The following is an 18093-nucleotide window of genomic DNA, read 5'->3' as shown; positions in this document are numbered from 1 at the left end:
CAGTTGTAAACATGATTATTACTGTCTCGTCTGTCGCGATGGGACGTTTTATTCATGCCGGCTATATACTTTTCTCCGGAATAACGTTGCCATACCGCAACGTTATATTTTCGGGTCGTCATCAGAATGCGGTTATTTGACCTGTCGCTGCAGCGCCTGCACCAGCATGAACACCCCCGGTCGCACTATCATGGTGCTGATTACCCTGAATTAATTGGCCGGCAAAGTATGATGCAGGATGAGAATTGGTCGCATTCAATTTCCGAAATAATTCTATTTAAATCAATCAGATAAAATAGCTTATTTTGCCGAAAAGGCTTCACATTACGCACATGTTTGATGCATAATTCACCGACTTTACATCTGTATTTAACATCTTCTTAAAAGGACTCGGCCATGCTGACTGCTGAAATGACTGGGCGTTTAAACGACCAGCTGAACCTGGAATTTTTCTCTGCCAATCTTTATCTGCAAATGAGCGCCTGGTGCAGCGACAAAGGCTTTGAGGGTGCCGCTTCCTTCCTGAAGATGCATTCACGCGAAGAGATGCAGCACATGCAGCGTCTGTTTGACTACCTGAGCGATACTGGCGGCATGCCGGTGCTGGGCACCATTGCCGCACCACCCGTCGCCTTTACCTCGCTGAATGAAATTCTGCAGCAGGCGCTGGAGCATGAGCAGCTGATCACCAGCAAAATCAATGAGCTGGCCCACGCTGCTATGACTTCACAGGACTACTCTACTTTCAATTTCCTGCAGTGGTATGTGGCTGAGCAGCACGAAGAAGAGAAGCTGTTCAAAACTGTGCTGGATAAACTGGCGCTGGTCAGCAACAGCGGCAACGGTCTGTTCCTGGTCGATAAAGATCTGGGCCGCATGAGCACCGAGAATCACGCAGAATAATATTTATCGGCCCCTTTTCGGGGCCGATCTTATTTCCGTCTTGCTGACACTACTGCACCGCTATTCCAGCCGGTAACTTGCCGCTTTATCGCCATTCACCCACAGCTCACGATGTTCGCCTTCAGGCAATAACAGCGCGATCTCGCGCCAGGCGGGCTGGTAATCGCCACGTTTTTCCACCGTCAGGTCGATTCGGCTAGCGCTGCTGCACAATGTCCAGCTCAGCCACAGTGCATTGCCCTGCTGCCAGCCATGGCTCTCGCCATCATCATCAAACATTTCGCCCTGAGTCGTTATGCCTTCTGGTGCTGGCCACAGTTGCCACTGCCGTACCGTGTCGCGGCGGGCATCCGTCGTGGTTTCACATTCGCCCAGTGGGATGATCGCACCAGCCCGCACCAGCAATGGCAGCCGATCCAGCGGTGCATCCAGCGTGATGGTTTCGCCGCCCGCAAACACTTTACCGCTGTGCCAGTCATACCAGCCCCCACGGTTACGCGGCAAATAGACATCGCGGCTGCGCGCGCCCTGCTCTACGACGCTGGCAACCAGCAGATCGCGACCCAGCATAAAGTCATCACACTCCTGATAAGTCTGCGGGTCCTGTTCATGATCGAGGAAGGTCGGACGCAGCATTGGCTCATCTTCTTCGCTCGCCTGCCACGCCAGATTGTAAAGGTAAGGCATCAGCCGATAGCGCAGGCGGATCGCCTCGCGGATCATCGGTGTCACTTCCGGATACATCCACGGCTCGTTCACCGTGTGATCGTCATTCCATGAATGGATGGTAAAACGCGGATGCATCACGCCATTCTGAACCCAGCGCACAAACAGCTCGGCATCAGGCTTATCGCCAGAGAAGCCGCCGACATCGTGTCCGACGTTAAACAGCCCGGACAGGCTCATGCCCAGCCCCATGCGGATGTTGTAGCGCAAAGTCTGCCAGCTGGTGCGATTATCGCCGCTCCAGGTCTGCACATAGCGTTGCATTCCGGCACAGCCGGAACGGGAGATCAGATAAGGGCGTTTGTCTGGCGCAAACTGCTGCTGGGCTTCCATCGAGGCGCGCATCATCAGCAGCGGCATTACCGGACGGATATGCTTGATAGCAATCGGCTGACCGAAACCGTGACAACGCGCTTCGCCATCCCACACCTCATATTCGTTGTTGTCGTTCCAGGTGGAATCGATGCCCTTTTCCAGCAGCTGTTGAGTCACATTCTCCTGCCACCAGCGCACCGCCTGCGGATGGGTGAAATCAAGGTGCGATCCCTCGTCATCCCAGAACACCGATCGCTCCGGGCGATCCTGCTCAGAGTCACGAATAAACAGCCCCTGTGATGCGACTTCCTGATAGCGAGGATGATCCTGCAGCAGACAGGGCTTGATGTTGGCCGCCAGCTTCATGCCGGCACGATGAAACGCGTCGCTCAGCGCATTGGGATTCGGGACTTTGTCGTAGTTCCAGTTGAAGACGTAGCGCTTGTTATTAATCGAGGTATAACCGGATGAGAGCTGGAACGAGTCGCAGGGAATCTCATGCTCGCGACACAGACGGATAAAGGATTGCAGCTGCTGCTGTGCGTCCGGCGCGTCGGTGTAATGCATGGTAGAACCGCTGTAACCCAGGCTCCACTTCGGCTGAAACAGCGTGCGTCCGGTGAGACGCACAAAAGCTTTGGTCACGTCGAGCAGCGTCGGGCCGAGCATCATGTAGTAATCGAGATCACCTGCCTCGGCGCGGTAACGGCGATAAGGCAGATGGTAGTTATCCAGCTCATTCCCCAGATCGAGCCAGCTGCTGCTGAGGTTGTCATAGAACAGGCCGAAGCTGACGCCATCGCGCTGCGTCAGGGTAAACGGAATATGTTTGTAGAGCGGGTCGGTGCTGGCGGCGTTGTAGCCCATGGCGTCGAGATTACGCATCTCAAAACGACGGTTAACGCGGTTCAGGTCGCCACTCTTCTCACCCAGACCATACACCCGATCCTGCGGCTGACGACGCTGATAGTGCTCGACACCGTCGCCGTGCGCATTCAACAGATAGGCACCGGTGTGGCGATCGGCGGTCAGCGGCTGCCAGCTCTCCCCATCAAACTGCTCCCAGCTCAGGCAGAGCGGCTGATGCACGGTGACGCGCAACTGTTGCGTGCTGAGACGCAGTTGCTGCGCATCGTGCTCCACCTGAAACGTTGGTAACGTAAAACCATCCAGCGCCTCGCGGTCACGTCCCTCCCAGGGCACATCCTGACCGGGCGCAATACTCCAGGTGCGGTTCAGCGCCAGCTCACCGTCGCGTTTCAGCAGCACGCGCATCAGCTTTTCTTCCAGCACATAAAGCCGCAGGAAATGACGTTGTTCGACCTTGAGCTCAACAAAGTGATCGGCCTGCTGATGCAGCGTCCAGTTCTTCAGGGTTTTCATCGCGATATCCTTATGGGTTAGCAGGGCGCTGGCGGCGTTCGGCGATCAGCATCACCAGGAAAACGGCACCAATCAGGTCAAAAAAGCCCATCGCCACAAACAGCGGATTGAAGCCGATGGTATCGGCGGTGACACCGATAATCAGCGAGAAGATAAAGCTGGCGATCCAGGCGCAGGAGCCGCGCATGCCGTTGACAGTGGCCATCTGGCGGCGATCGAAACGCTCGACCACCAGCGCACTCAGCATGCAGGAGATCACCTGATGGCCAAAGCCACCAACGGAAATCAGGGCAATTGCCAGCCAGGGATCTTTCACCAGCGTCATCAGCGCCAGCGAGACCATCAGCAGGGCGCCGGTCACCGAACTGGCGACGATCGAGTTGACGCGGGTCATGCCAAACCAGCGCACATAGATTTTGGTCAGATAACCGCTGGCGACGCTGCCGAGGTCGGCAGCCAGGAATGGCAGCCAGGCGAACATCACGATCTGCTTGAGATCCATGCCGCGCTCATTGGCCAGATAGAGTGGCACCCAGAAGCTCAGCACCGCCCAGGCCGGTTCGGCCAGAAACGCAGGAATCGCAATGCCGTAGAATTTCTTCTCTTTACCAATCACTTTCAGCGCGGTGAAGAACGGCAGTTTTTCACCGATGGCTTCATTATCCTGATTAATGAAGGCACGTTCCTCATCTGAAAGACGAGGATGGCTCTCCGGCGAGTGATAGCCCCACCACCAGAGTCCCACCCACAGCAGGCCCAGGCCGCCGGTCAGCAGAAATGCGCCCTGCCAGCCAAAAGTAATATGGGCGACATAGATAATCGGGGGAGCCAGCATGGCACCAATCGAAAAGCCGACGCCCGCCCAGCCCGCCGCAACCGGACGCTCCTTTTTGGGAAACCAGTCACCAATCGCTTTGGCATTAGCCGGTGTGGCCGCCGCTTCCGACGCACCCATGACGAAACGCAGCAGCGCCAGATGCAGCCAGCTTCCCGCACCGGCGTGCAGCAGACAGGTCACCGACCAGATAAGCGCACAAATCAGGAACCCCATCTTCAGTCCGATCACATCGATCAGCCAGCCGCAAACAGGCTGAAACAGGGTGTAAGCCAGCTGAAACGCAGCGACCACCCAGGAGTACTGCTCGGTACTCATATGCAGACTGTTTTTCAGTTCCGGTGCCAGAATGCCGAGCGAGTTGCGGGTGATGTAGTTGACGGTCACACCCAGCAGGAACATTCCCAGCATCCACCAGCGTAAATTTTTAATCACGCGCACCGTGCGTGACGCACTGATGGGTTTCGTTGTTGATTCGAGGCTCATTGTGCCACTCCTGATTACCATTGATGACGCACACCGCCAGCTGGCGTACCGCGTGTCCTTTTCACGAACTTAGAAAAGTGCGAAACGTGGGTACAGCCACTTTTTTGCAACGATTTTCATGGCAGGCTTTAACCCGACAGAAATGGGCACTGAAACGCTTATCTGACGCGATTCAGCAGACTATGAAAAATTTTTCATTAGCAGATTTGAAGGCGATCACAGAATGAAACAAAGGCTGAAAGTGGGTGAAATTGCGGCACTGAGCGGCGTCTCGATCAGCACGGTGTCGCGCGTACTGGCGGGTAAAGCCAATACCCGGCCCGCCACCCGCGATAAAGTGCTGGCCGTGGCGCAGCAGCAGGGCGTGCTGACCAATCTGCATAGCGGTCGCCTGCTGCTGAATAACCTGATGGTCTTTGCCCCGCCCCGCGCCTTCGATGTACGCAGTGATATTTTTTATTACAAGGTCATTCAGGGGATCAGTCAGGCGGTGGAGCCGCATGAAGTGCGGCTGCGCTACTGCCCCCTGGAAGAGGTGGAAAGTGATGCGGCATTGTTTATCGATAAGATGCAGCAGACCGAAGCGGCGCTGCTGATTGGCATTGATGATGAGCATATTCATCAGCTGGCGGCAGAGATGAACAAACCCTGCGTGCTGATTAACGCCCGAGATCGTCGTATGCGCCTGCCCTCGGTCTCGCCGCATCATCAGCTGATCGGAGAGTTTTCAGCGCGTTATCTGTTTGAGCAGGGACACCGGCAAATTCTCTCGCTGCACTGCCTGCGCCGCTACACCATGGAGCAGCGACTTCAGGGCGTCCGGGACGCCTGGCACGCCATGAACCTGCGCTTTGACAGTCGTCAGCATCTGCTGACCCTCAACAGTTTCAGCAGCAATGAGGCAGCGGAACGGCTGGGTGAATATCTGCGCCATTGCCCTGATGCGCTGCGCCCTACGGCGATTCTCGCCAGCGGCGATTACATTGCAGCAGGTGCCGTCACGGCCCTGGAGCAGGCTGGTTTACGGGTACCGCAGGATATTTCGGTGATGAGCATGGATGGGTTTAACCTGGCCGCTATCCACGATATTCCGCTGACCTCGGTGCAGGTGCCGCGTGATGAGCTGGGTGCGGCGGCAGTGAGAATGCTGCAGGAGATGCGGCTGAATCCCGGAACGCCGACCGGCAGTCTGCTACTGAATGGCAGGCTGGTGGTGCGTGAGTCGGTGCGACGCATCCGCGATAATCTCAGCCATGCGCCGGTCCAGCAGCATGGCCTTTATGATTGATCCAGCATTGATTATCCCAGCGTCGACTCATTCCGCGCGGGTTAACCCAGCGTTTTCAGCCGCAGTTCCGATGGCTGAGGCCGTCCAAACAGGAAGCCCTGGAACAGCGTACAGCCTTCGTCGCGCAGCTTAGCAAACTGCTCATCGCTCTCTACCCCTTCGGCGGTGATCTGGATATCCAGACTGCGGCTCATGCCGGTGATGGCGCGGATAATCGCCAGCGCCTCGCGGCTGTCGCCCATATCGTTGATAAACGATTTGTCGATTTTAATTTTGTCGAACGGGAAAGAGCGCAGATAGCTCAGCGACGAATAGCCGGTGCCGAAATCATCCAGTGCAATCTGTACGCCCAGCGCTTTGAGATTTTGCAGCGTCCGGATGTTTCCCAGTGAGTCATCCAGCAGCACCGATTCGGTAATCTCGACTTCCAGCCGCGCCGGATCAAGACCCGACTCCTTCAGCGCACCTTCCACCACCGGCACCAGCGAGCTGTTTTTAAACTGCAGCGGAGAGAGGTTGACCGAAACCGACTGCTCCCCTTCCCAGCTCGCCGCTTCACGACAGGCTTCATAGAGTGCAAACGCCCCCAGCATATGAATCAGGCCGGTCTCTTCCGCAATCGGGATGAAGTCATTAGGCATGATCAAGCCACGAATCGGATGATGCCAGCGCATCAGCGCCTCGTAGCCAATAATGGTGTGATGATCGCCGTTGGTGATGGGCTGATAGTAGAGCCGAAGGTGTCCGCCGCTGATCGCATCACGCAGATCGTTTTCAATCAGGCGCCGACTGCGCGCCACATCATCCATCTCCAGCGTAAAGTGTTCATAACGATTGCGGCCATTGCGCTTGGCTTCATACAGCGCCATGTCAGCACAGCGCAGCAGCTGCTCCGGCGTATTAGTGATGGTGGTGCTAAGCGCAATGCCCACGCTCAGCCCCACCGACAGATTATGGCCTTCAATGTTAACCGGTGGACGAATCGCCTCGATCAGGCGCTGAGCTACTGCGCTCGCCTCATCATTACCGGCGACGTGAGGCAGCACGATGGCGAACTCATCGCCACCAATACGCGCCAGCGTATCCTGATCACGCAGCGCGTTGCGCAGACGCTTAGCCACGCTGCGCAACAGCTCATCGCCAATCTGGTGACCCAGCGCATCGTTCACATTTTTAAAGTTATCAAGGTCAAGGCAGAGCGCAGCAGTCTGGCGTTGCATCTGTCCAGCGGTGCGTAAGGCTTCGCTCAGACGCTGGCGGAACAAAATGCGGTTAGGCAGGCTGGTCAGGTTGTCATGATGCGCCATATGGTGAATTCGGGCATCGGCTGCGCGCTGGTCGGTGACATCTTCCACTAGCAGCATTAAGTAGTTACGACGTGCATCCTGACCATTAATCGCGGTCGCGCGGGTATGCAGGATACGCTCGCCGCTGGCGGTCATCAGCAGTTGCTCACGCTCATGCATGCCCTCACTGCGCAGCGCAACATCGGCCAGATTATTGAAGTAGTCACTGAGTTCAGGGGACATGCATTCGTGCGGGCGCTTGTTGACGATCAGTGATTTCGACAGGCCGAACAGCTGCTGAGTGCGGTCGTTAACCAGCAGAATTTCACGTGTGATCGCATCTTCCACAATCACGCAGGAGGGAATGTTCGCGATGATGTTATCGAGAAATTTGGACAGCGCGGTTTTCTGAGTGCTCTGAGCTTCAGCCAGATCGCGGGCGCGCAGAATCTGCTGCTCCTGCTCACGGCGTTCGGTGCGATCACGCGTGATTTTGGCGAAACCGACCAGCTTACCGTCATCATCGTGGATGGCGTCGATCACCACATGCGCCCAGAAAGCGCTGCCATCTTTGCGGTAACGCCAGCCCTCATCTTCAAAGCGGCCAGTTTTGAGCGCGATACCGAGGTTAGCTTCCGGCGTCCGGTTCAGCCGCTCATGGGAACTGTAGAACAGTGAGAAGTGCTGACCGACCACTTCTTCTGCCTTATATCCTTTGGCGCGCTCGGCACCGGCATTCCAGTTCACCACCACGCCGTCGACGTCGAGCATATAGATGGCGTAATCAGTGACGCCCTCTACCAGCAGACGGAAACGCTGCTCCTGCTCCCGCTGCTCACTGCGAATGCGCTGCTGTTCGGTGCAGTCACGGGTGATTTTGGCGTAGCCCAGCAATTGGCCCTGATCGCCGCGGATCGTGTCGATCACGACATGCGCCCAGAAGGCGCTGCCATCTTTGCGATAACGCCAGCCCTCATCTTCAAAACGGCCGGTGCGATACGCGGTTTGCAGGTTCTGCTCCGGGACATGGTTCAGCCGATCCTGCGCGCTGTAAAAGCGGGAGAAATGCTGACCGACGATCTCTTCTGCCACATAGCCTTTGGCCCGCTGTGCACCCGCGTTCCAGTTCACCACGTTGCCGTCATGATCGAGCATGTAGATGGCGTAATCGGTGACGCCTTCCACCAGCAGACGGAAGCGCGACTCCTGCTCCCGCTCTTTGTGTTGCTGCTCCTGCTGCCGGGTACAGTCACGGCAGATAGCGGCGAATCCGACCAGCCGGGCCACTTCATTGCGGATCGGATAGATCACCACATGCGCCCAGAAGGTGCTGCCATCTTTACGACAGCGCCAGCCTTCGGTTTCAAACCGTCCGGCGTTCGCCGCAATATCGAGTTCACGCTGCAGCTGACCGCGACGACGATCCTCTTCGTTGTAAAACAGGGTGGCGTGCTGACCAATAATTTCGTCTGGCCTGTAACCCAGGACGTGCAGGCCTCCGCCGTTCCAGCTGGCGACGGTTCCGTCCGGTTTAAGCATGGTGATCGCATAATCGATCACGCTTTGTACCAGCATGCGATAGATGACATCAGAGTTATTATCCATTGTTATTTGCCTGCTGCTCGATAGCCGGGTAGTGGCTTAGGAATGTTCTTAATAAACTGGCCGAGACTAAAGCGGAAAAGGTCTGCAAACACAAGCGCATTAAGAAGAATAACTAATATTAGCAGGTGATATATCGGCAGCGGCGGACAAATATTCAATGGAATGACAACAGGATTAGGCCCATGGCATTAACGTTTAAAAGAGATTTCAGGCCAGAAAAGCAAAGCGCGAGCCGTGCTCGCGCTTAACCATTTCACGACGGACGCAGGTCTCTACAGGTCCATCTGTTGCTGTAAATGCATGGCGGCAATCGGCTGCCAGATCTCCGTCAATGCGCCCTCTTTACCGGTGAAAGGGTCCTGCGTCGGCAGTGGCACTTTTTTTACCTGTTCCTGGGCCATTTTCAGCTTAGCCGGTTCATCACGCAGCGTCTCCGGCGACATGCCGTGCGGATAGGCACCAATCACCATGAAGTCGTCGCTGGCGCTGACCTGACGATGGCCGACGCCTGCCGGAATCAGCACCGCATCACCGGCGCGCAGCGTCACCATCCGGCCACTGTCGCCGCCAAACAGTACTTCTGCCCAGCCCTCCGCCACGCCCAGCAATTCATGGGTGTTGGGATGAAAGTGGGTGTAGGGAAAAATCGGATAGCGCCAGGCGGGTGGCCAGCCGTTCTCTTCAAACGTTTTCTCAAACCACGTCGCGATTTCCTCATCTTCCGGCACCACGCGCGGCCAGATAATCAGAGGTAACGGGTTATTCGGGACGCCACCCGACGGGATGCCAAGCATAAGATGCTGAGGATTATCAGAAGCCCCGGCCGAGAAAGTGCCTGCGGCAAAGGACATCATTAACATCAGGCTGGAGGATGAGGCACACATACAGGTTCTCCGGTTTTTTATTAAGTGTGGCAAACCCGCGGCACAATGCAATGTGCGCCAGACAACACATTTTGGATAATTGACTGATATTGCTGCCTAAAGCCAAATGTATCGTTAACAATAGGGCAAGAGTGTGCATGGGTGGCAGAGGGTAGCGGTTTTTACTGCGGCAAAGTGTTGCAAAATGTCAGGTGGGAGGATGGCCAACAACTGTTTTATCAACTGTTATATAAAAAATGCACGAATCTGTTTCTGATATGCTTGACTGTTATCTGTTGTAATAGCTAACAGATGACAGTGAGGTAACAAATGGACGCTATTAAACAAATCCTGATTGACGAGATCGCTACGCTTAATCGCGAAGAACGTCGCGACAATTTGCCGCGCTTTAGCCTCTCGTTTCTGAAAAAACACCCCGGCCTCTGGGCAGTCATGTATCTCTGCTACGGCCTGTGCGTGGCGCTGATTTTCTCTACCGAGATGCTCGGCTGGCCCGCCTTCTGGTTTGCCACCGCATTTGTGCTGGTCATGAGTGTTCTGATGCTGCTGGATATCAATCCGAAATATCGCTTTGAAGATATTGATGCACTCGATCTGCGCGTCTGCTACAACGGCGAGTGGTATTACATTCAGCCCGTGCGCGAGCAGGCTATCTCTCGCATTCTGTCGCTGCCTGAAGCACCGGAACGGGTGAAGACAGGCATCCAGCGTCTGCTGACGCAAAAAGGGGAAGTGGACTTCTATGATGTCTACTACCTGACCTGGGGTCACCAGGAAGCGGCGCAGGTTTAATCTGCCAGCGGCTTCGCCATCAACTGACCCAGCGTTTCTATTGCCGCCTCGGCCCGGCTATCCCACGGCCAGGCGGTATTCAGCCGAAAACAGTGGCTGAACTGCTCTCCTGCCGAAAATAACTGCCCCGGTGCAATGCTGATCCCCTTCGCCAGCGCCTGCTGATAGAGCCGGGTCGTATTAATATGGTCCGGCAGTGTCACCCAAAGAAAATAGCCCCCGCGCCCTTCACTGACCGTTGACTGCGGTGGCAGTACTTTCAGTAATGCCTGGCGCACCATTTGCTGTCGTTTCGCCAGAATCTGTCGCAGCCGCTTAAGATGGGTGTCGTAACGCCGCGTAGCGAGGAAATCGGCCAGCGCCAGCTGCATTGGCGCGCTGGTAGAAAGCGTGCTCATCAGCTGAAGCCGCTGAATGCGCTGCGCATGTTGCCCTGCCGCAACCCAGCCAACGCGAAATCCTGCCACCAGCGACTTTGAAAACGAGCCGCAATGCAGCACGTTCCCCTGACGATCCCAGGCTTTAGCCGGCAGCGGCGCAACATCACCCGCCCAGAGTTCGGCATAGACATCATCTTCAATCATCGGCACCTGATAACGCGCCAGTAGTTCGACCAGCTCTTGTTTACGCTCCGGGGTTAAGGTCACGCTCAGCGGATTTTGTAGCGTCGTCATCAGCCAGCAGGCTTTCACCGGCCAGCGCTGCAGGGCCTCCTCCAACTGGGCAAGGTCGATGCCCTGCTTTGCATCGACCGGAATTGCCAGCGCCTTGAGTTTGAGCCGTTCAATCGCCTGCAGCGCACCATAAAAACCCGGATGCTCAATTATCACGTAATCGCCCGGCTCGGTCAGGGACTGCAGGCTGAGATTGAGTGCCTCCAGTGCCCCGCTGGTGATGACAATTTCATCCGGCGACAGCGTAATGCCCTGGCGCGCATAGCGCTGGGCCAGCAGCTGTCGCAGCGTGGCGTTGCCAGGCGGCAGATTGTGCAGCGCATCCGTTGGGGTGAGATGATGAGAGACGTTTGCCAGCGAGCGCATGAGCTGGCGCTGCGGAAACAGAGCGGGATCAGGGAAAGCAGAACCAAACGGCACGATGGCGGGATCGCGCGTGGCCTGCAATACATCAAACACAAAGTCGTTGATATCAACCTGTTCGCTGATCGCCACGCTCAGCGGTGCGGGCGCCAGGGCACGCGGTGCCACGTAGTAACCTGACTGAGGACGAGAAACGATCCAGCCCTGGCTTTCCAGCAACTCATAGGCATGCAACACGGTCATCAGGCTGACACCCTGCTGCGCAACCTGCTGACGCAACGAAGGTAAACGGGTGCCTGGCAGCCAGATGCCGGCCTCTATTTGCTGCTGAATCTCATCCATCAATCGCTGGTATTTCGCCACGGGTCGCCTCTCCCTGTTTTACCGTGAATAATCTGGCCGCGAGACTTTACCACGGCAGGCGATCAATGACAGGCGGTGCGAATCGCTTATCGTCTCAATTCACGCGGATGCTACGCTGTGTCAGGTGTGTCAGATCGCAGCAACCTGCGGTGTCAGCAGCGGTTCAGCTTCACTCATCTGGCGGATATCCGTAACGACCTCTTCGTCTTCTGCTACCACAAAGTTAGCCAGCTCCGGCACCTGTTCCGCGGGAACCGGCCTGCCCAGCAGGAAGCCCTGCAGCGTATTGCAACCCAGGCCGGTCAGAAAGGCCTGCTGTTCAGCGGTTTCAACGCCCTCGGCCACCACTTTCAATTGCAGTGACTGCGCCAGTGCCACAATCGCCGACACGATGGTGGCATCTTCCGGCTGATGCTGGAGTTCATTCACAAAGGCCCGATCGATCTTAAGTTCGCTGGCCGGTAGCCTTTTCAGGTAGAGCAGGCTGGAGTAGCCGGTGCCAAAGTCATCAATCGAGGCTTTCACCCCAAGCTGAGTCAGCTGGGTGAGAATACGCACACTCTCATCGGGATCGCGCATCGCAGTGGTTTCCGTCACCTCCAGCGTCAACAGTTCGGCCGGAATCTGATGTTTTGCCAGCGCATCTACCACTGTCTCTACCAGATTCGATTGCTCAAACTGCAGCGCCGACAGGTTCACCGCCACTGACCAGTCCGTATGGCCCTGCAAATGCCACTGGCGCAACTGGCGACACGCTTCATTAATCACCCAATTGCCGATGTTGACAATCATCCCGGTTTTTTCCGCCATTGGCAGAAATTTGTCAGGCGATAACAGACCCCGCTTTGGATGTTCCCAGCGCAGCAGCGCTTCGAAACCAAGAAGCGGGCCGCGTGGCGCGCAATATTTTGGCTGATAGAACAGGCGCAGCTCATTGTTATCCAGCGCCTGCCAGAGATCATTGTTCAGCTGAAGCTGGCTCTGCGCCTGAATGTTCATTGAGGGCTGAAAAAAGGTGTAACCATTGCGGCCATTATTTTTGGTGTGATACATCGCCGCATCGGCGTTGAACATCAGTTCACGCTCATCCTCGCCATCGCCAGGATAGACAGCGATGCCGAGGCTCAGCGAGACCACCAGCTCATAGCGTGAGATATCAAACGGACGGTCCACCGCTTTCACCAGTTTATCGGCAATGGCCGCCGCATCGTTGGGATCGTCGATCTCCACCAGCAGTACAAACTCATCACCGCCGAGTCGCGCCAGCGTGTAATAGCCAGCCATCTGCTGGCTCATCCGCTCGGTCACACCCACCAGCAGACGGTCGCCAATGTGATGCCCGAACGCGTCGTTAACCGCCTTAAATCCGTCCAGATCCATAAACATCAGGGCAAACAGCGTCTGCTCACGATTGGCTTTGTTGATCGCCTGTTCCAGTCGATCTTCCAGCAGAATGCGGTTTGGCAGGCGAGTCAGATTGTCGTGCAGCGCCAGCTGTGCCAGCTCGCGGTTCGCTTCAGCCAGTGAGCTGGCGAGAATGGAGGTGCGCGCCTGCATCCGCGCATCCAGCATCGAGACCAGCAGAGTAATCCCCAGGATTGAGATAGTGACTACCGTGACCAGAATCGCCAGCCAGTTACTGTTAACGCCCTGCCCCATCGAATGGCTGTGAGCGGGAAACTCTGCCGCCATCATGCCGGTGTAGTGCATGCCCGCAATCGCACAGCCCATCACTACGGATGCGCCAATACGCAGCAGGGTCACCCGGCCAGTCTGACCTTCACGCAGGTTAAATGCCAGCCACAGCGCTGCGCCAGAAGCGGCGAGCGCGATCACCACCGAAAGGCCTATCCAGCCCCACCGCCAGACAATACCCGGCGAGAACATCAGGGCTGCCATCCCGGTATAGTGCATCGCCACGACGCCGCTGCCGAGAATCAGTGCGCCGCCCGCCAGGCGCGGCAGGGGCAAATCGCCACTGCAGACCAGCCACAGGGCAAATATCGATGCGCAGACCGCGATGGCAGCGGAGAAGGCGGTCAGCCCGGCGTTGTAGCTCATCACCATCTCCATGTTCATCGACAACATGCCAATGAAGTGCATCGCCCAGATGCCGATGCCCATGGAGAAACCGCCGCCAAACAGCCAGACCAGCGCGACTTTGCCCGTGGAGTGCACCACCCGTCCCGCCATATCTAAGGCGGTAAACGAAGCCAGCATCGCGACAAGAACGGAGACGATGACGATAAAAGAGTCGTATGAGGTTGCTAACATAGTGCGTTCCCGCGGAAAGCCGTGCTTGTGTTTAGGTAAGGGATTTTTAAAACTTCTTTTCTTAATTATCGGCACTGCCCGGCGGTTAATGAGCCGCGAACCCTGCATCTTTCCACTCACTCTGAGTGCTGAAATCTATCGTCAGTGTCAGCGTCAGCTTCAGCGTCAGACGGATGCTGATGCCAGAGGCGGTCGCAGTCCGGGAAAACGAAACGCCTCTATGCGATCCGCTGGCGTCGGCTTGCCCAGCAGATACCCCTGCAGCGCATCAAAACCCAGGCTGGTGAGCAGGTGCTGCTGCTCTTCTGTCTCAACCCCTTCCGCCACCATGCGCAGGTTAAGACTCTGCGCCAGGGTCAGCATGGCGCTGACCACGGTCGCATCTTCACTGCCGGGTCGCAGGCAGTTAATAAAGCTGCGATCGATTTTGAGTTCGCTGGCATCCAGATCTTTCAGATGCAACAGGTTGGCATAGCCGATGCCAAAATTATCAATGGCCACACTGACGCCCGCCTGCTGCAGTTCACGAATACGTTGCTGGCTGAAGAGGGGATCACGCATGGCAATCGCTTCCGTGATTTCCAGCATCAGTGCGCTGCCTGACAACTGGTAACGAGCCAGCGTCTGCATCAGCGTGTGGAGTAAATCACGCTGGTGAAACTGCAACGCGGAGAGATTGACCGAGACCGTCCAGTCGCTGTTGCCCTGGTTATGCCAGATTTTCAGCTGACGGCAGGCCTCATCAATCACCCAGTTGCCCAGTGCAACGATCTGGCCGGTTTTTTCGGCGCGCGGCAGAAACAGCTCAGGCGTCAGCAACCCGCGTTGCGGATGCTGCCAGCGCAGCAGTGCTTCAAATCCCATTAGCCGTGTGCCGCCGGAACGGAATTTGGGCTGATAAAAGAGTCGCATCTGTTGCCGATCGATCGCCTCCCACAGATCGTTTGCCAGCGCCAGCTGATGCTGCGTTGCATCACTCATCGCCGGTTCAAACAGGCACCAGCCGTTACGTCCGCTGTGTTTGGTGTGGTACATCGCCGAGTCGGCGTTGAATAACAGCTCCTGCCGGTTACGACCGTGCAGCGGGAATATCGCAATGCCCGCACTGAGGGAAACGTGTAACACATAGCGATCCAGTTCAAACGGCGTACTGATCACTTTGACCAGTTTTTGCGCCAGCTGACGGGCTGGAGTGACATCACATGTCTCCGCCATCAGCACAAATTCATCACCTCCCAGACGCACCAGCAGCATCGTGTTGCTGAGCTGGCTACGCAGCCGTTCCGACACGGCCACCAGCAACCGATCACCGACGTGGTGTCCCCAGGTGTCATTGACCGCTTTGAACCCATCAAGATCCATGTAGATCACGGCAAAGCGATTTTCGTTGAGCATAGCCTGTTTAATCGCCAGATCGAGCTGCTGCTCCAGCATGGCCCGATTGGGTAGCGCGGTCAGATTGTCATGCATCGCCAGCTGACGCAGTTCCTGGTTAGCGTGTCTGAGTCGGGTCGCCAGTCGCGCGGCACGCAGTTGGGCATCCAGCATGGAACTCAGCAGCGTAATGCCCAGAATAATCAGCGTAATGAGCGTTACCCAAACCGCCAGTCCTGAATTGCTCACCCCCCCCGGCTGCATCATACTGCTCTCGCTGAATCGGGCTGCCGACATGCCGACATAATGCATACCAGCAATGGCCATCCCCATCACCAGTGAGGCCAGTCCCCGCATCAGCAGCAGATGATGGTCGCCCTGGCGCAGATGAAACGCCAGCCACAGCGCCACGCCCGAAGCAACAAACGCAATGATCACGGAGAGCGCCACCCGCAGCACATTCCACTCAGGTCGCGGCTCAATCAGCAGCGCATACATGCCGAGGTAGTGCATCACGACAATCCCTGAACTCAGGATCAGTGTGCCGCGCAGTAACCGATAACGGGTGAGATGCAGGCCGCCTACTGTCTGGCCAAAAGCAAACATTGACGCCATGATCGCCACCAGCAGCGAGAGTATCGTCAGCCGCGTGTCATAGCGCATCGTCATCGGCATCATCATCGCCAGCATACCAATGAAATGCATTGCCCAGACGCCAATCCCCATCGCAGTACCGCCTGCCAGCAACCAGAATCGGGCGCTCCAGCCACGGGATACCGCCACCCTTCCGGCAGTATCCAGCGCTGTAAATGAGGCAATAAACGCGACGATCAGCGAAACGCAGATCAAAACGCTATCCCAGGTGACAAGCAACATGTGCAGCTCCTCACCACCCGCTGAGAAACGGGTGCTGTGTAAAGTCAGAAAGTGATTCAAAAAACACCCGTTGGGTGAAAGTCATTAAATTTCGGTTTTTTGTTATCCCGGAGGCCCGGTAAAGCGCGCCCCCAGACGCAGGGCATTTTAAACCTGCATCTTATTTCCCGCCTGCTGAGACAGCCGGTAAATCGTTATTATGTCTGATTGGTAAAGGAACATATCACCGAAGCGGAAAGCATGCCAGAGACCGAAAAAACAAAGAGTTTTCTTTTTCTTTCTTGCTTTTATGGCTTGCTGTTACTGGGTTATCGGCCACTTAGGCCATTTGATTAATGAAAAATAACTGGCAGGGCTTCGCGTAACGCTTTAACTGATCTATAGTAAGTAAAACTAATATAAATCATCATTCTTAAGTCTAAGATTTTCCTCAGGACAGTGGCACTAACCGCCTTGTAATTTTTATTTCATCATTTTGAGTTGAATCGTTAATAAACACCGGGTGAAAAAGCACTGACTCTCGATAATCCGTAAGGAAATATTATGAAACTCAAGCTTTTTCTGTGTGCCGCTGCAGGATTAACTGTCGCAATGACACCCTTAACCCAGGCGGCAACGACCTCGGGAACCATCAATGCCACGTTAACGCTGACCACGGGTTGCCTGGTTAACGGTCAGTCAGCTACGGCGGGCGTTAACTTCGGTACCCTGAATTTTGGTAGCAGTGCAGCGACCTTCGACACCCTGAACGCCACGCTGGTCGGTGCGGCGGGTAACGGTATTTTTGTCCGCTGTACCACGGGTCAGGACTATAACGTGGTGGTGACCAGCAGCAATACTGCGCCAGCGACCATTTATGGCACCGCCTCTGCATCACCACGTTATCTGGTTCTGGGATCGGATAATGCACAGGGCATCGCCTATACCCTCTACAGTGACGCCTCTTTTACCACGGCTATCGCCAACAATACGCCAATCGCCGCCAGTGGAACCACGGACCCAACACTGGGCACCAACTACGCCATTTATGGCCGGGTTATTGGCGGCGGTTTTAATCCCCTGATTCCTGCCGGAACTTATACCGATACGATTAACGTTGCCGTGAACTATTAACGACTGTCGCAGGTAGATAAGGGTGGTTCTCTGGCGATCCAGCCTGATGATCGCATGCGGTCTGCCTCTGCTGATAAGGTGTTTCAGCGCCTGGGGCCTGCCCACCAGCACCTTTCAGGTCACGGCTTCTGTCGTGGCAGGCTGCGTAATATCCGGAACCAATACCGGTGTTTTCGGCACACTTAACTTTGGCACACAGTCTGGCGTGGCGGCCACTCCCGCCAGCGCCAGCTTTGTGCAGAGTACCTCGATAAATCTTGCCTGCACGCCGGGCACCACGCTGAGCATGAGCATTAATCAGGGCGCCAATTTCACGACCACCCGCAACCTGAAACTGCCCAACTTCAGCAATACCGTTCCCTATACGCTCTTTAGTAATGCCAGCCGCACCACGGTGATCCCGGTCAATCAGGCGGTGCCGCTGAGCTATAGCAATGCCAATAACATTACGCTGCCGATCTATGGCCAGCTGCAACTGCCCGGCACTGCGCGCGCCGGCGTTTATACCGATACGCTGACCGTCACCCTGAGCTGGTGAGGTGATAGAAAACAA

At 55.9% G+C, this 18093-nt stretch carries 12 protein-coding genes; 5 read left to right on the top strand and 7 right to left on the bottom strand.

Features of this window, described 5'->3' with window-relative positions; genetic code table 11:
* Positions 1-396: 396 nt before the first annotated feature.
* On the top strand, positions 397-903 hold the full coding sequence (ftnA, locus tag Q7C21_RS16865; protein ID WP_003848509.1) for a non-heme ferritin: 507 nt from the start codon (positions 397-399) through the stop codon (positions 901-903).
* Between the two features lie 60 nt (positions 904-963).
* On the opposite strand, the gene Q7C21_RS16860 is transcribed toward ftnA, so the two are convergent.
* Positions 964-3327 carry a TIM-barrel domain-containing protein gene (locus tag Q7C21_RS16860; RefSeq protein WP_078804973.1) on the bottom strand — a complete coding sequence of 788 codons (2364 nt, stop codon included), beginning with the start codon at positions 3325-3327 and terminating at the stop codon, positions 964-966.
* 10 nt (positions 3328-3337) lie between these two features.
* Positions 3338-4648, bottom strand: a complete 1311-nt coding sequence (locus Q7C21_RS16855) for an MFS transporter (protein ID WP_003848505.1) — start codon at positions 4646-4648, stop codon at positions 3338-3340.
* 223 nt (positions 4649-4871) lie between these two features.
* On the opposite strand from Q7C21_RS16855, the gene Q7C21_RS16850 reads away from it, so the two are divergent.
* Entirely contained in the window at positions 4872-5936 is a 1065-nt protein-coding gene (locus Q7C21_RS16850; protein WP_003848500.1) for a LacI family DNA-binding transcriptional regulator, read from the top strand.
* A gap of 41 nt (positions 5937-5977) precedes the next feature.
* Here the strand turns inward: Q7C21_RS16850 and Q7C21_RS16845 are convergent, their stop codons facing one another.
* Positions 5978-8827, bottom strand: coding sequence for a bifunctional diguanylate cyclase/phosphodiesterase (locus Q7C21_RS16845; protein ID WP_078804974.1), 2850 nt, complete (start codon positions 8825-8827; stop codon positions 5978-5980).
* Positions 8828-9099: 272 nt separating this feature from the next.
* Positions 9100-9711: a cupin domain-containing protein gene (locus tag Q7C21_RS16840; RefSeq protein WP_003848496.1), complete on the bottom strand. Its 612-nt coding sequence runs from the start codon at positions 9709-9711 to the stop codon at positions 9100-9102.
* A gap of 309 nt (positions 9712-10020) precedes the next feature.
* Between Q7C21_RS16840 and Q7C21_RS16835 the strand changes: the two genes are divergently transcribed.
* A complete protein-coding gene (locus Q7C21_RS16835) occupies positions 10021-10503 on the top strand; it encodes a YlaC family protein (protein WP_003848494.1) in 483 nt (160 codons plus the stop codon).
* On the opposite strand, the gene Q7C21_RS16830 is transcribed toward Q7C21_RS16835, so the two are convergent.
* The 3 genes from Q7C21_RS16830 to Q7C21_RS16820 form a co-directional block, all read right to left on the bottom strand.
* Positions 10500-11903, bottom strand: coding sequence for a PLP-dependent aminotransferase family protein (locus tag Q7C21_RS16830; RefSeq protein WP_105099908.1), 1404 nt, complete (start codon positions 11901-11903; stop codon positions 10500-10502). The two genes, Q7C21_RS16835 and Q7C21_RS16830, sit on opposite strands and share 4 nt — an antisense overlap.
* Positions 11904-12032: 129 nt before the next feature.
* The gene (locus Q7C21_RS16825) at positions 12033-14177 is read right to left on the bottom strand and encodes a bifunctional diguanylate cyclase/phosphodiesterase (protein WP_182630111.1); all 2145 of its coding nucleotides are present in this window, start codon (positions 14175-14177) and stop codon (positions 12033-12035) included.
* 165 nt (positions 14178-14342) lie between these two features.
* Entirely contained in the window at positions 14343-16427 is a 2085-nt protein-coding gene (locus Q7C21_RS16820; protein ID WP_375150943.1) for a putative bifunctional diguanylate cyclase/phosphodiesterase, read from the bottom strand.
* Between the two features lie 543 nt (positions 16428-16970).
* On the opposite strand from Q7C21_RS16820, the gene Q7C21_RS16815 reads away from it, so the two are divergent.
* Together Q7C21_RS16815 and Q7C21_RS16810 are read left to right on the top strand one after the other, a co-directional pair.
* Positions 16971-17540: a spore coat protein U domain-containing protein gene (locus Q7C21_RS16815; protein WP_033761412.1), complete on the top strand. Its 570-nt coding sequence runs from the start codon at positions 16971-16973 to the stop codon at positions 17538-17540.
* 46 nt (positions 17541-17586) lie between these two features.
* Complete coding sequence (locus Q7C21_RS16810) at positions 17587-18078, top strand: spore coat U domain-containing protein (protein ID WP_008925723.1); 492 nt, start codon at positions 17587-17589, stop codon at positions 18076-18078.
* Positions 18079-18093 lie beyond the last annotated feature (15 nt).

Source organism: Pantoea sp. ANP04 (assembly GCF_041982285.1).
In the GTDB taxonomy this organism is placed as follows: Bacteria; Pseudomonadota; Gammaproteobacteria; order Enterobacterales; family Enterobacteriaceae; genus Pantoea; species Pantoea eucalypti.
Note: the sequence above shows the minus strand (reverse complement) of the source record. Positions and strands in the feature narration are given on the sequence as shown.